Here is a 14788-nt window from a genome sequence, read left to right as displayed (position 1 = left end):
AGGATTAAACTGATTACGCTGATTACGCTGATTTGATAATTTTGGATTGATAAAGGATTTGGGGAGATTTAAGCGGAGTTTTTCTACTGGTTTTTTGAAGTGTTGGGGAGATTATGGACACTCCCTGGCTTCGGTTATGGATACTCCCTGTTTCCGCCGGATATACACCATATTTACCCCATATTTACACCATATTTAAGCCATATATACCCCGTATCTATAAGATATGGCGTACCGGCGTTTTACTTTCCCGTGAAGTGTAAATATAACAGGAGGCATCCTACAATATGCCTTACAGATGTACAGTCCTAACCCAAAAATCTCAAAATAAAATCAGTATTCAAGGACAAAAAGCCCTTTAGAACCGCCTAATTTCCTGGCCAGGATCCTGGATAAGCGGGCATAAAAAACCGTTTGACCAGGTGCAGTGCATACCTCGTCAAACGGCTACATTTTAATGGCTATACTAATTATCTGCCGGAATTAAAAAATCTTCCAAAATCCAAAAAACTCAGGAAAATCATCATAATCATTGTTCCAGGACAAAACCCGCATCGCCGAAGGCGATCCCCTCCATCCGCTTATATCTTTCCCAATCCTTCAAAAAACCAAGAGAAAAACTCCGCTTAAATCTCCCCAAATCAGTTTAAATCCAAAGTAATCAAATCAGCGTAATCAGCGTAATCAGTTTAATCCTGAGTCAGACAAAATCCGCGTTATGCGCCGAAAATCTCCGCCAGCTTCCGGTTCATAGCTTCATCGTCTTCACCGCCGCCGCCGTAACGGCCAATGATTACGCCGTTGGGATCGATGAGGATCTTGGTGGGGAGGGAATGGATGCCGTAATAATCGCTTACATCCTCAGGGTTGGGCAGGTTCTTCTCCCGTTTGGTCCAATCCAGTCCGCGGAGCACATGGCGCCAGATGCCGATACCGTCCTGGTCCACGGCTTTTTTCCAGGCCTCAGGTTTGGAATCGTCGTCGGAAATGCCGATGATCTCAAAACCTTTGGCGCTGTATTTACCGTACAATTCCTTCAGGTGAGGATTACCTTTGCGGCAGGGACCACACCAGCTGGCCCAGAAGTCGAGCATGACGTATTTGCCCTTAAAATCAGCCAGACTGATAGTTTTACCGTTGATATCCGTTTTGGTGAACTCATGGGCAGTACTACCGGGGGAGCCGCCACGAAGGCCATCCAGTTCTTTTTTTATTTCAAGGCCGTCGGCGCTTTGCTGCATGGCCGGCGACATTTTTGCATAAAAGGCTTCGCCTTCCTGTAGCGGCATGTTGCTTACCCGGAAACGGAGCAGCTGTGCGGATACATAAGAATTGGGATGCGCTGCAATGAAGGCTTTATCCGTTTTCTCCATTTGCTCATAGTAAGGCTCCATCTGGTCTTTCAGCTTCTCCAGTTTGGTTTTAAAGGATTCCAGCTCCGCATCGCTTTTTTTCGCTTTCATGGCGGCAATGTATTCCAGGTTCATTTTATTATAAGCATCCGATAAGGGCTTTAGCTTTTTTTGTACAGGTGCGCGCTGAGCGGTAAGCAGGTCCTGGTCCAGCTGGGATTTGGAGCCGGTGAGCTTTGCGTCTTTCAGATGACCGGTGGCGGAACTGAGTTTCATGGTAGCAGCTTCCATAAAAAAGGAGGCCATATCGCCTTCACCATACATAGCGGCTTTTTTGTCTGTATAAAGGCGTGCTTCCACTGGTTGCACGAGATTGCCTTTAAAGGTAAAGCGGCCGTTTTGAGACAGGACGCTGTCGGTCTGGTATCTCGCGGCGCTTTCCCTGTAACTGAGGTACACGTAACGATTGGGCAGCCCTTTAATATCTCCCGAAAGGGTAAATGGTAATTTTTCCTGCGCCCTGGCCCCGAATTGCAAAGCGATAAAGGGAAGCGCGATAAGCGTGTATTTCATACAAATGTTTTTTTTGATGAGATGATTATAATACTTCTGCCAGTTTCTTCTCCAGTTCATCGCCGTGCAGGTCTTTGGCGATGATCTTACCGGAAGGATCTATCAGCAGGTTGCTGGGGATGCTGTGGATATCATACTGTTTGGCCACGGCATTGTCCCAGAATTTCAGGTCTGATACATGCGTCCAGGTGAGATGATCCTGGTGGATAGCGTTCAGCCATTTCTCTTTGCCGTTAGGCTGGTCCAACGATACGCTGAGCACTGTGAAGTTTTTACTGGTGTATTTGTTGAAGGCTGCCACTACATTGGGATTTTCGGCCCTGCAGGGAACGCACCAGCTGGCCCAGAAATCGATGAGCACATATTTGCCGCGGAAATCCTTCAGGGAAACGGGTTTCCCGAGAGTGTCGTTCTGCGTGAAATCAAGCGCCATATTGCCGATGCCGGTGAGCTTATTTACGCGGATGCTATGCGCCAGGCGTTTTCCCGGGCCGTTGTTCTTTGCGGAGGCCGACAGCTTATTGAAGACGCTTTCTTTTTCCTCCAGCGGCATAACAAACAGGTGCGACAGCAACACTGCGCTGATCCCGGATTTGGGATGTTGCAGGATCCATTGTTTGGTGAGACTGTCGCTTACTTTCTGCATACGTTCCAGTTCCGGTTGCAATGCAGCGAGGCCGGCGGAATCTTTCTCTGCGTATAGTTTATTCGCTTTTTTGTAAAGGTCTGCCCGCCCCTGCAAGCCTGGCGCCTGTTTCAGCATAGCGGCATATTCGTTGTTATCTTTTACAAACTGCGGTCCTCCGAATACAGCGTCTTTAAATTCCGGGCCATCCCCTTTAATGGTGATATTACCTTTATCCAGGTAATAGAAGATCGAGTTATGCTCACCATATGGTTTCCCTATTTTGATGGTGTAAAAATCTCCCTTCCCCGGGGCAATATTTGTTTTAATGGTGAAACCGCCGGCGGTAGTTTGTACCGAGTCGTAGCGATCCTGGCCACCCTGGGAGCGCCAGTACACCCACTCGCCTGCCGGGAGGCCTTTGATAGTGGCGGTGATGGTGGTATTCTGCTGTGCCTGTGCCTCAGCAGTAGTGAGTGCTGCCGGCAGCAATAAAGCAACAAGGGCATATTTATAATGCTTCATGATATTTTGTTTTATTTCAGTATTTCAGCCAGTTTCGCATGCAGGGCGGCGCCTCTTAATTCTTTAGCGATAATGATGCCCTGCGGATCTATCAGGAATGAAAAAGGAATCGCCTGGATACCGTATTCCTGCGCCACTTCATTACGCCAGCCTTTCAGGTCCGATACCTGCATCCAGGGCATACCGTCCTGTTTTATGGCTTCTTTCCATTTGTCGGCTTTATCATCGAGGGATACGCCGAGAACGGTGAAGTTTTTGTCTTTGAATTTGTTGTAAGCCTTCAGCACGTTAGGGTTTTCAGCGCGACAGGGACCGCACCAGCTGGCCCAGAAATCGAGCAGTACATATTTACCTTTGAAGTCGGACAGGCGAACGGGTTTACCATCTACATCGCCCTGGGTGAAATCGATGATAGGCTGACCCAGGGCGCTTTTCTTCAACACGGCAATACGCTTTGCCAGTCGCACGCCCGTAGCCGTTTGCTGCGCTTCCGGTGTGAGTACACGGTACAGGCTATCTACCGATGCATATTCTCCCATTACCGCCATATCGGCCACCATGTTCACACTCACAGCGCTTTCCGGGTGCGCTTTGATATATGCTTTGGCACGATCACGCCTCTGTTCACGCAGGGCCTCCAGGCTGGCTTCCAGTGCGGCTTTCGCCGAGTCGTTATCTTTCACCTCTTCAAACTTTGGATAGAGGGCGTCTTCCTGGCTGGTGATATCGGCGATCGATTTCCTGTAGGCTTCATATGCGTCTTGTGTGGCCGACCCCGTGACCTTTACCTGGTCGGTGGAATCGATGTTGCCGTTTATTTGTACAGCCGCATTTTCCATGAACAGTTCCAGATAACGGGAGGAAGTACCGATGAATATTTTCTGTGGTTCCGTGATGTTGCCTGTCCAGGTAAAGCGGCCGTCCTTTACCGGCACCGTGTCTGTTTTAGCCGAATCGGCGATGGGTATGGAGATGAAAACGACAGAATCTTTTAGTCCCCGCAGTTCCGCCGTAATGCTGGCGGAGGGGACTTTGGGCTGGCTGCAGGCTGCCGCCAGCAGTGTGGCAAACATGATGGGTGTGTGGAGTTTCATATTAGTTATTTAATAGTGATTATTGCTGATAACCGGGGTTCTGCTCACCAATGGCCGGGTTGTTCAGGAATTCGGCATGTGGGATGGGCAGAATATATTTTACTTTATCGTTTGCGGTTGGCCGTAGTTCCTGGATGAGGGAAGAAGGGAGCCTTAACAGCGACATCCATTCCTGGCCGTCCTCACCCACCAGGTTGCGGGAAGTTTCAAGATATAATTGCTTCAGCATTTCATTCACCGTAGTGGTATTATCTGCTGCAGAAAAATCTGTAACACCGGCATGACCCATAATATTTTTGAGAATAGCACGGGCATCGGCAATGCTGCCACCGGCGCGCACAATGGCTTCCGCTTTCAGCAGGTATACTTCTGTTAAACGGAAAGCATAGCCTGTTTCTGATAAGGCAGTGGGGGTATTTCCCTGTTTGATATATTTCAGGAAATAAAAAGTATTGTCTGTATATGGGTTGGCCTCTCCTACCATCCACGCGCCCCGGGGATCATTTGCCAGGAGATCTTTCAGCGCTTTTTTGGCGGTGTAGAGCGACGAGGCGCCCGGCCAGTATTGGCGGCTGAGCACATAGTAATAGCTCTCCTGGTTCTGCTGTGACCTGACACCAAGAATTACTTCTGAGCTGGAAAGACCTTTTGTGTAAAAGAGATCTTTCATTTGCGGTTCCAGTGCATATTTGCTGCGGAGGATGATGCTGTCGGCCAATGCGGTGACCACCGGGTAATCGGCCGTTTGACCGTGGCTCATCAGTACTCTCATTTTGAGGGCCATGGCTGCCCAGCGGGTAGCATAGAAGGCTTTATTTTCCGACGGCGCATTCGCGATGGCGTCGTCTATATCTGCAAGGATGGCATCGTAGCTGTCTTTCACCGAGCTGCGTGCTTTTGCGGTAGCAGCTACCGTTACAAATTCATCGCGCAGCAGGGCGCCGTAAGGGCTGCTGAGATCGAACCACTGGCCGAAGTAACTGAGTATTTTAAAATGCCCATAAGCGCGGAGAAACCGTGCTTCCGCCAGTATTTCTTTTTTCCGGTTACCGGTAAAAGCCTTATCCTCCAGCAGGGATACGCCTTTTATTACGCCATTGGCGGCGTTTACCAGTTGGAAAGAGGAAGTCCAGTATATGCCGCCGGAAGAGTAACTGGCGTAGTTATTATTCTCTTCATCGAGCTCTCCGTAACCATATCCCATGTACCCTGCAAACATGGCAGGTGGCACTTCATGCTCAAACCAATCTGTTACGTTGTTAGCGGCATCCACATTGGCAAAGCGGTAATACACGCCGTTGAGGGCAATTTCAGAGGTGCGCTGGTCGATGATGGTATTACCATCTACCTTTGCATTCTCCGGCAATTTACCCAGCTCCTTTTTGCAGGCGGTTCCGGCCATTAATGCCAGGCCCAGCAAAGTATATATGATCCTTTTCATAAAATCTTTTTTGTTGTTTTAAAATCCAAAACGGAGACCGATGTTAAACTGCTTTGTGGTGGGGAAAGTGCTTACATCCGAGGCGCCATTGATCAGGCTATAGGGATTGTTACTCACTTCCGGATCAGGCCCCGGGTACTTTGAGATAGTAAACAAATTGGTAGCAGATGCGTACATGGAAGCTTCCCTGATGTGCATGGAGGAAGCTGCTCTTGCCGGCAGCTGGTAGGTAAGCGTAATGGATTTCAGCTTAATATAGGAGCCGTCGTATACATCGTTGCTGGAAGTTGGGGTGGCGTTTTCCCCCAGCATCAGGCGCGGGCGGGTACTGCTGGGATGCTCCGGCGTCCAGCGGCCTTTGATGCTTACGCCCCTGTTGGCATAGCTGTCGAAATATTTATTCTGGATATCTGTGAGATAAAGCAGATCTCCGCCATAGGAGAATGTAAGCAGGGTGATAAGACTGAAATTTTTAAACGTAAAGGTATTGGTAAAGCCTCCGAAGAAATCCGGTTGTGATTTTCCTATCACATCACTTTTAAAGAACCCGTTGTCCCCTATTTCATACATTGGGTCGCCTATACCGAGATAAGGTGCAAAATACCGGGCCAGTGTAAATTCTTTTTTATAGTCTTCCAGTTGTTTCTGATCCTGGATAATGCCTTTCATTACATAGCCGTAGAAGAGGCCCAGGGGCTCTCCTTTTCTTACAATGGTATTGCCCTGGATATAGGACTCAACGCTGCCGGCGTTTGTAAAGTCGCCGTTGATATCTGTTACCTTGCTCCTGTTGCGCGAAACATTGATGGCGCCTGTCCACTGGAACTGTTTACGTTTAATGAAATCCATACGCAGGTCCAGTTCCAGCCCTTTATTATCGATAGTGGCAAAATTGGAGATCACGCTGTTGTAAGAGCTGCTTGGCGCCAGTTGTGTAGCCATTAACAGGCCGGTGGTACTTTTTTCGTAGTAGCCGAGCACACCGCGGAGGCGGGAGCCAAACATTTCGAAATCGAGGCCCAGGTCTTTCTGCAGGGTTGATTCCCATTTAATTTTTTCGTTACCCAGTTGTGTTGGTACCAGTGCATTTGTACCGCCGTAGGAGCCAGGCGTGTATAAAGTATAGTAGAGATTATCGCCAAAATTCTGCGTACCGGTGTAACCGCCGCTGGCCCTCAGTTTCAGCTCATTGATCCAGGTGGCTTTTTTCATGAACGGCTCTTCGGAAATACGCCATGCCACACCACCGGAGGGGAAGTAACCCACGCGGTTGTCTTTCGGAAATTTAGAGGAGGCATCTGAACGGCCGGTGAATGTGAACAGGTACTTTTCCTTCAGTGCATAGTTAGCGCGCATATAAAAGCTGAGCAGTGAGTTCTGCCCCGAAGTACCGGTAGATGGTAAGGTGACTGCTGCTGAAGAAAGATTGTTCAGGTATTTATCGTCCGGAAAACCTTGTCCGCTGGCGGAAAAGGAGTTATAGCGGTATTTCTGCCAGGAGGTGCCGCCCAGCAGGTTTAAGCGGTTATTTTTATTAAACTGTTTATCCCAGGTAAGGGTGTTTTCAAAAAAGAGGTTTACATCTTCTGTTTGGCCCTGTGAGCCTGTGCCGCCGTTGGAATCATCCACACCGCTGGGAGAAGATATCACGGCGGAACTGGGTACATAGTTCAGCTGGTGGTAGTTGTTATAGTTAACAGAAAGGGTAGATCTGAACTTCAGATCTTTCAGCACATCATAATCCCCGGAAAGGGATCCCAGCAGGGAAGATGTTTTGGCTTCGTTGATACCATCCAGCAGGATCATAGGGTTTTGATTACCCTGGTAGTCGTACCCGCCTATCTGCGAGCCGAGGAAGCGGTAATAGCTGCCATCGGGATTACGTTCAGGCAATGTAGGCGGTGCAAAGAATGCCGCGGGATAAATACCGTTGGTAATATTATTTTTTGTGAACCCGTAATCCAGGTTGGTGATGATGCGCAACCGGCTGGTGATTTCGTTATCCAGGCTGATCTTACCGGAGATACGGGAGAAATCTGTTCCCAGTACTACGCCCTGTTGTTTGTTATAGCCCAGGGAGGTGTAGTAACGGGAGCCGGAGCCACCGCCCCGAACGGAGATATCAGCATTCTGCAAAACCGCGTTGCGCAGCACGAGGCCCAGCCAGTCGGTGTTGGCAGTACCAAGACTGGAAGGATCATTAATGATATTATCTGCCTTTGTACTGGACGCCTGGCCTGCCTCCGCGCGTGCGGCGTTGAGGTTTACAGCTGCTTCCGTGAGCAGGGAAAGATAATCTTTTGCGTTGAGCAGTTTTTCTCTGATGGGCGAGCTCATGCCGGCATAGTAGTTGGCTTCCAGTACCGGTTTCTGGTTCAGCTTACCTTTTTTGGTGGTGATGATAATAACACCGTTGGCTGCTTTGGAACCATAAATAGCGGTGGCAGAAGCATCTTTCAAAATATCGATGCTTTCAATATCGCTGATATTAAGACCTGCCAGGCTGTTGAGCCCACGGGTAAAGGAACCGCCTACCCCGTTATTGGGATCATCGCTGCCGGCTCTTTCTATCGGGTTTACCACTTCCGCCTGGTTCTGGAGATACCTGTTCTGTATGGTTACCTGTACACCATCGATAATATAGAGGGGATCGTTGCCACCGAGCAGGGAGGTACCGCCGCGGATACGGATCTTGGCAACGCCTCCGGGGGAGCCGTCGGCCTGTGTTACCTGTACGCCGGCAGCTTTACCGGCAAGGGCCTGGTCGATGCTTACGAAAGAGACATTTTTTACTTCTTCTACATTTACGGAAGCTACTGAGCCGGTGAGGTCTTTTCTTTTGGTGCTGCCATAACCCACTACCACATATTGATTCAGGTCGTCTACCTTAGCGCTGAGCTCTACTTCAATGGTAGCTTTGCCGCCTACGCTGAATGTTTTGGATTCAAAGCCTACACAGGAAATCACCAGTACTGCGCGATAGCTGGCATTACGGAGTATAAAAAACCCTCCCTGATCGGTAACGGTGGCGATGTTACTGCCTTTCATACGGATAGTTGCGCCGGGGATGGGATTGCCTTTGCCATCCGTTACCCGTCCGCGCACATCTTCCGGTGGAAGCATTTCACCGCCGGCATTACGTTCCGGCTGGGAGATGGTTTTCCTGGAAATTACGATGGTGTTGCCTTCAATGTCGAAGCTGAGCGGCTTATCCTGCAGCAGTTTTGTGAGGGCCACCTTTAGCGGCATTTCACGGATCTCTGCTGAAACAGGGCTTACATCAGACAAATCTCTACTCCGGTAAAAAAATACGTAGCCGGTTTGTTGTTTAATTACACTGAACACCTGCTGTAGCGGCATTTCCTTGCAGGAAACAGTGACCGTTTGTGAAACTCCACTGGCACAAACGTGTAAAGCCAGTACCGTTAATAGAACCGCGGTCATTCTCATTACTCGCCAGATTTTGGTTACATAATTGGTTCCTGGTCCGGGGAACCTGCTGTTATCAAGTGAACGGACCAGTGGCAGGAAATGTCCCTGCCTGTTGCGAACAACATTAATTTTCATACCTTAGATTGGTTTTTGGTTGACAAATGTTCTTCACCCGCCTTTGCAGGCAGTGAAAAGCTTTCCTGAATCGGATTAACCATTGATCAAAAACCTGGTGCGGACGCCAATCTTGACACCAGGTTTTTTTATGGATGAACATAGGTCCCCCGCGTCCGTTGGACCTCATCAATTCATAACATGATATTACTGGATAGCTATCTGCGCGGGCTCAGATCCCGCAGCACTGGTTATTTGCCGACATTGGTGGTATCAGCTATGGTTGGTTATTGGTTTACTTATGGATAAATAATGATCCGTCTCCCCTCTTCTACTTTAAAGTTGATCTTTGCCTGTGACAGCACTTTCAATAGCTGCTCCTGTGTAAGACTTCTTCCTATTTCCCCGGTAAATGTTTCTTCCGGTATTTTATCACTGTATTTTACTTCTATATTATACCACCTGGATAATTGCCTCATTACGGTGGGAATATCAGCATCTTCAAAAGAAAAATAGCCGTTTTTCCAGGCGATGGCGCTGTTCACATCTACCCTGCCCACCTTAACGATCCCATCACCGGCTGGTGTAGCCTTAGCCTGTTGCCCCGGGCTCAGGTGGCGCATAGCGCCGGTAGTTTTTACCAGCACGGCTCCTTCCAGCAGGGTGGTGTTGATGGTACTTTCATCCGGGTACGCATTGATATTGAAATGCGTGCCCAGCACCATTACATCCATGTTATTATTGACCTTTACCCTGAAAGGCTGCTCCACATCTGCTGCTACCTCAAAATAAACTTCACCGGTGATCCCCACTTCCCTTTCTTTACCGTTGAACGCGGTAGGATAGCTTACAGATGAGTTGGCATTGAGCCAAACATCCGTACCATCCGGCAGCGTGATCTTATACTGTCCGCCGCGGGGTGTGCGCAATACGTTGTAACTGACAACTGATGCATCAGCGTTGCTGCTTTTATATACGATTTGCCCGTGCATGGTTTTTTCCACTTTACTGTTACCCTGTACGGTGAGCACTCCCGTGCCTGCACTGTCCAGGTTTACCACTGTTCCATCCGCCAGTGTGAGCGTGGCTTTATCGGCTCCCGGCATGATGGTAACCGCTTTTTCCGCGAGCACCTGTTTTTTGCCTGACTGCCACATGTAGAAACCTGCACCGGCAGTTACCAGCACTAACACCGCAGCTGCTGCCTTCCATCCACTACGGCGTATGGGCACTACCCGCACCTCCGGAGCTGTGGCTGCCATCAGGCGGTGGCGCATCCGTTGTTCCAGGTCTGCTTCCGTTTCCGGACCAGCCAGGTATGCCGTTAAAGCCTCCTCATCATAAGCGTTGTACCATTGCAGCAAACAATCTTTCTCCTCATCACTGGCCGCTCCGGCAAGGTACTTCTTTGATAGTATGGCCAGTTCATTCCTTTCCATCCGTGTGTAATTTACAGGGTCCTTTATAGTATGTCTGGAAATAAGGGCGCTCCCCTACCTCCGGTAAAAAAAATTTAAAAGAAGGCGTGAAAGTAATTCCGGAACTGGAGGCGCAGGCGTTGCAGGGCTTTGGTAATGTGCTTTTCCACGGCTTTTTCGGAGATCTTCAGTTCCGTGGCTATTTCTTTATTGGAGAGACCCATATTCCGGCTGTAGTCGAATACGATCCTGCATTTTTCGGGCAATTGTTTTAGCTGTTCCTGCATGGATTGCTGCAGGAAATTCACCTGGGCGGTATCGTCTGTTACCGCCTGCACTGCTTCGGGGAGAGCATCTACGGCGGTTACGGGGATCATTTTTGACAGTTGGGTAAATACCGCGTACCTGCCGGCAGTGGCCAGGTAAGCAGGCAGGGACCGGATAATGGTTTGCGTTCTGCGCTGCCATAAACCGGTAAGCACGTCCTGCACCACATCTTCCGCCATCTCCCGGGAACGCAGACGGTCATAAGCCAGCACATACAAGCGTTTCCAGTAACGGTTGTAGATTTCTGTAAAGGCGTTGTGATCATCTTTACCCATCAGCTGAACCAGCTCTTCATCAGCATAGTACGCGTAATCGGTCATCATCTCTTTTTAAATCTAAAAACTGGCTGCAATAATTAATGATTGGTTGATATTCAGAGATTATTGTTCACTCAAAGCTAAGGTTTATGGGTAAGAGAAACAAGGGGTGGGAAAAAAGGGGGATCAGGCGACTTAGTAGATCATAAAGGCATTTATATCCGAAAAATGACAGATGACATTAGTTAACCTCATTAAAAAGCCCCTGCAGCAAAACGCTACAGGGGCTCGTTTATTCATAACCCATTTTATTTAATTTCCAGCAACATCTCTTTTACGGCAGCTTCCAGCTGGGCATCCTTGCCGGCCAGGAATTCTTCATAAGGAAGCGGCACCCGGATATCCGGCTCCAGCTGCAGGTTTTCAGTGGGGCGGTTTTCCTTGCCAATAGTGCCTACCATTGGTATACCGAACACCATTGTAGGATCTATCTGTGTTTCCCACCAAACTGCGGTGCCTGTACCTGGTACGGGCATACCAATGAGCTTACCGATATTCCCTTGTTTGTAAATGTAAGGGAAGATGAATGCATCGCTGTAATTGCCTTCACTCATGATCACGCAACTCGGCGCCTGCCACTGACCGGTGGGCTCGCCGCCTTTAAGCCGTTCGCCCTGTGGTGCAAAATCCAGATACTTTTTACCACTGAGGAAATTGTAGAGATCATCATGCAGCCATCCGCCGCCATTGAAGCGGGTATCCACGATGAGGGCTTTTTTATCGCGGTTGCGGCCCATTACTTCATCGTATACGGAACGATAGCTGGCATCGTTCATGCTTTGTACATGTACATAACCCACTTTCCCGTTACTGAGCTTATCCACCATTTCACGCGTATGTTCCACCCAACGTTTATACATGAGCGTATTTTCTTCTGCGGAGGAAATGGGTTTCACGGTTTCTTCCCAGCGGGCTTTGGTATCAGGATTGTAGATGGTTACCAGCACATTGTTACCGGCTTTACGGTTCAGTAAAGATGCCCAGTCGGATTTAGCAGTGATGCTTTCTCCATCTATTTTTTCAATGATATTACCTTTTTTCAATTTGCTGCCAGCCTTATCGAATGGGCCACCGGCAATGATATCATCTACTTTCAAACCATCCGCAGCAGAGGTTTCATCATACAGTAAACCTAACGATGCCGTAGCGTCGCCATTCATTTGCTGAGGGGAATAGCGGCCGCCGGTATGGGAACCGTTCAGTTCTCCCAGCAGTTCGCTGAGCAATTCTTCGAAGTCGTAGTTGTTGCTGATATGCGGGAGGAAGCGGGCGTAGTTATCGCCATACATTTTCCAGTCGATGTTACGGATAGCAGGATCATAAAATTTCTCTTTCACCTGTTTCCATGCGTGCCAGAAAATGTATTTGCGTTCTTCGTCCTGGTTAAGCGACAGTTCGGTACTGATGGATACCGGCGTAATTTTGCCGCTGCCCACATCTACTTTTACCACGCTGCCCCGGTTGCTCACGAAAAGCGTATTGCCATCCTTGCTAAGCTCAATGCCACCGGGCGTGCCGCCTAATTTAGCGAGGATCTTTGTTTCACCGGTTCTTGGTTCTGTTACCCAGAGATCATATCCTTTTTCAAAAGAGGCCATGTAATACAGTTTACCGGCATCTTTGCTGAGCACATAATCGCTGATGGAAGCGCTGTTGATAGTGAGCTTTACTTTCCTGTTTTCGAGGTTATTGAAATCGGGATGGAATCCTTTTTTCGCATCGGCAGAATCTTTGGCTTTCAGTGCTGAGTCTTTCGCCGCTTTACCACCAGTGGCTTCCTTTTCTTTCAGGAGATTGAATTCATCTTTGGAGAGTTTGTAGTTGTCGTATGCTTCCTGGTCGAAGAAAACCGCGTAGATATCTACTTCCCGGCTGCCTTGTTTGGCGAGGGATTTACGACCTTCCCGGCTGCTGGCCCAGGTGAGCATTTTTCCGCCGGCAGCCCATTTGGTATTACCTTCACCGAAGCCGCTGTTCACGGGATAGATAGAGGCGCCTTTACCATCGGCGGGGATGAGCGTAGCGTTTTTTATGCTGAAGTAACCCTGCTGATCATCTGTAACGATCCATTTACCGTCGGGGCTCCACTCAAAGCTCCAATCGCCATCCGAGTAGGAATGGTTGCGGCCTGGGGGCAGCAGTGTGCGGCTTTTACCGGAAGCGATGTTAAATACTTTGAGGATGTTACGGTTTTCCACGTAAGCAATTTCTTTTCCATCCGGGGAAAAAACCGGCTGGAACTCTTCCGCAGCAGTTGCAATCACTGGTTCTTCCTTCAGCAACGTAGCAGTAAAGAAATAGGGCTCCTCGCCGCGTACTTTCGTAGTTTGATAGATGTCCCAGTTGCCGTTGCGCTCTGCGGCATAGATGAGGCGTTTCCCATCGGGCGACCACTGCACCATTCTTTCCTGCTGGGGCGTGTTGGTGATACGTTTGGTAAGGTTGCCTTCCACGCTGGTAACAAACACTTCTCCCCTTGCCACGAATGCCATTTGTTTTCCATCGGGGCTCATGGCAAATTCTGTGGTGTTGCCGTTTACCGGAACATTTTTCACGATACCGGCCCTACCGTCGTTGAAGATGCGTACTTCCAGTTTGCGTGGCTGCTCCCCTTCTTTCAGCGTATATATTTCACCGTTATAGGTAAAGCAAAGGGTGTTGTTATCTGCTTTTGAAAGATGGCGTACGGGGTGTTTGGTAAAGTTGGTAAGCTGCTGCATACTGGCTTTGTCAGTAACAGATCCCTTGAAGAGGTTCTGGGAGATGCCGCCTTTTTCGCTGAGATAATAGATATCGTTACCATTACCAAAAACCGGTTCCCTGTCTTCCCCATTATATTCCGATACTTTTTCGTAGCTGCCTTTAGCGATGTCCATTACCCATATATCGCGGGTTACGGAAGACACATGGTGTTTACGCATCGGGTCTTCATATCCTTTTCTATCCTGGAAGATCAGTTTATTACCTGCCTTGTTGTAATGCGCCACATCTGCGCCGGCTGCACTGAGCAGCGTTGCGCGGCCGCCGGTTACAGGAACGGTGTACATATTCCTGAAAAGGCGGTATGGAAATCTTACACTAGCTGCAGGTGCATTGCGGGCGCTTCCGAAGAGCACCTGTTTGTTATCTGCAGTGAAATCGTACGGGAAATCGCCGGCACTGTTGCTGGTGAGACGCAGTGGTGCGCCGCCTTCAGCGGGCATTACAAACACGTCGAAGTTACCATAACGGTCACTTGCAAAAGCGATGTATCTGCCATCGTGGCTCCATACCGGGAGCATGTCGTGGGCTTCATGGATGGTGAGCGGAACGGCCACTCCTCCTTTCGCATCTACCCGGTAAATATCTCCTTTATAACCGAAGGCGATCGTACTGCCATCCGGGGAGATAGACGGATTCCTCAGCCATAGGGCATTTTCCTGGGCATAGGTGGTGGCGGCCATAAGAATGGCAGCGCACCCGAATAGTAATCTCTTCATAAACGCTGTTCAGATTTGTTGTTAGGCAGCCGTAGCGAGCTGGTGCGCCAATGTATAAAAATAACCGCTTTTAATCAAGCAGGATAGTGAC

The 14788-nt window shown here is 49.0% G+C and carries 8 protein-coding genes; all 8 read right to left on the bottom strand.

Annotated elements, in window-relative coordinates; translation table 11 throughout:
- Positions 1-716: 716 nt before the first annotated feature.
- A complete protein-coding gene (locus FN124_RS28775) occupies positions 717-1925 on the bottom strand; it encodes a TlpA disulfide reductase family protein (RefSeq protein WP_185937442.1) in 1209 nt (402 codons plus the stop codon).
- Between the two features lie 25 nt (positions 1926-1950).
- Positions 1951-3075, bottom strand: a complete 1125-nt coding sequence (locus tag FN124_RS28770) for a TlpA disulfide reductase family protein (protein ID WP_142688248.1) — start codon at positions 3073-3075, stop codon at positions 1951-1953.
- 11 nt (positions 3076-3086) lie between these two features.
- Complete coding sequence (locus FN124_RS28765; protein ID WP_142688247.1) at positions 3087-4169, bottom strand: TlpA disulfide reductase family protein; 1083 nt, start codon at positions 4167-4169, stop codon at positions 3087-3089.
- 19 nt (positions 4170-4188) lie between these two features.
- Complete coding sequence (locus FN124_RS28760; RefSeq protein ID WP_142688246.1) at positions 4189-5610, bottom strand: RagB/SusD family nutrient uptake outer membrane protein; 1422 nt, start codon at positions 5608-5610, stop codon at positions 4189-4191.
- An 18-nt stretch (positions 5611-5628) separates the two neighbouring features.
- Positions 5629-9177 (bottom strand): TonB-dependent receptor, encoded by a 3549-nt coding sequence (locus FN124_RS28755; protein ID WP_260607610.1) that lies wholly within the window; start codon positions 9175-9177, stop codon positions 5629-5631.
- Positions 9178-9455: 278 nt separating this feature from the next.
- The gene (locus tag FN124_RS28750; protein WP_142688245.1) at positions 9456-10595 is read right to left on the bottom strand and encodes a FecR family protein; all 1140 of its coding nucleotides are present in this window, start codon (positions 10593-10595) and stop codon (positions 9456-9458) included.
- 74 nt (positions 10596-10669) lie between these two features.
- Positions 10670-11221, bottom strand: coding sequence for a sigma-70 family RNA polymerase sigma factor (locus tag FN124_RS28745; RefSeq protein ID WP_185937441.1), 552 nt, complete (start codon positions 11219-11221; stop codon positions 10670-10672).
- 245 nt (positions 11222-11466) lie between these two features.
- Positions 11467-14697, bottom strand: coding sequence for a S41 family peptidase (locus FN124_RS28740; RefSeq protein WP_142688243.1), 3231 nt, complete (start codon positions 14695-14697; stop codon positions 11467-11469).
- Positions 14698-14788: the final 91 nt, after the last annotated feature.

It is taken from the genome of Chitinophaga polysaccharea (genome assembly GCF_902150045.1).
Classification (GTDB): Bacteria; Bacteroidota; Bacteroidia; order Chitinophagales; family Chitinophagaceae; genus Chitinophaga; species Chitinophaga polysaccharea_A.
The sequence above is the reverse complement of the archived record's forward strand: the minus strand, read 5'-3'. Positions and strand labels throughout refer to the sequence as shown.

Excerpts from the sequence above, each read along its gene's own strand:
- FN124_RS28775 (WP_185937442.1), bottom strand. The coding sequence starts at position 1,925 with ATGAAATACACGCTTATCGCGCTTCCCTTTATCGCTTTGCAATTCGGG.
- FN124_RS28770 (WP_142688248.1), bottom strand. The coding sequence starts at position 3,075 with ATGAAGCATTATAAATATGCCCTTGTTGCTTTATTGCTGCCGGCAGCA.
- FN124_RS28765 (WP_142688247.1), bottom strand. The coding sequence starts at position 4,169 with ATGAAACTCCACACACCCATCATGTTTGCCACACTGCTGGCGGCAGCC.
- FN124_RS28760 (WP_142688246.1), bottom strand. The coding sequence starts at position 5,610 with ATGAAAAGGATCATATATACTTTGCTGGGCCTGGCATTAATGGCCGGA.
- FN124_RS28755 (WP_260607610.1), bottom strand. The coding sequence starts at position 9,177 with ATGAAAATTAATGTTGTTCGCAACAGGCAGGGACATTTCCTGCCACTG.
- FN124_RS28750 (WP_142688245.1), bottom strand. The coding sequence starts at position 10,595 with ATGGAAAGGAATGAACTGGCCATACTATCAAAGAAGTACCTTGCCGGA.
- FN124_RS28745 (WP_185937441.1), bottom strand. The coding sequence starts at position 11,221 with ATGACCGATTACGCGTACTATGCTGATGAAGAGCTGGTTCAGCTGATG.
- FN124_RS28740 (WP_142688243.1), bottom strand. The coding sequence starts at position 14,697 with ATGAAGAGATTACTATTCGGGTGCGCTGCCATTCTTATGGCCGCCACC.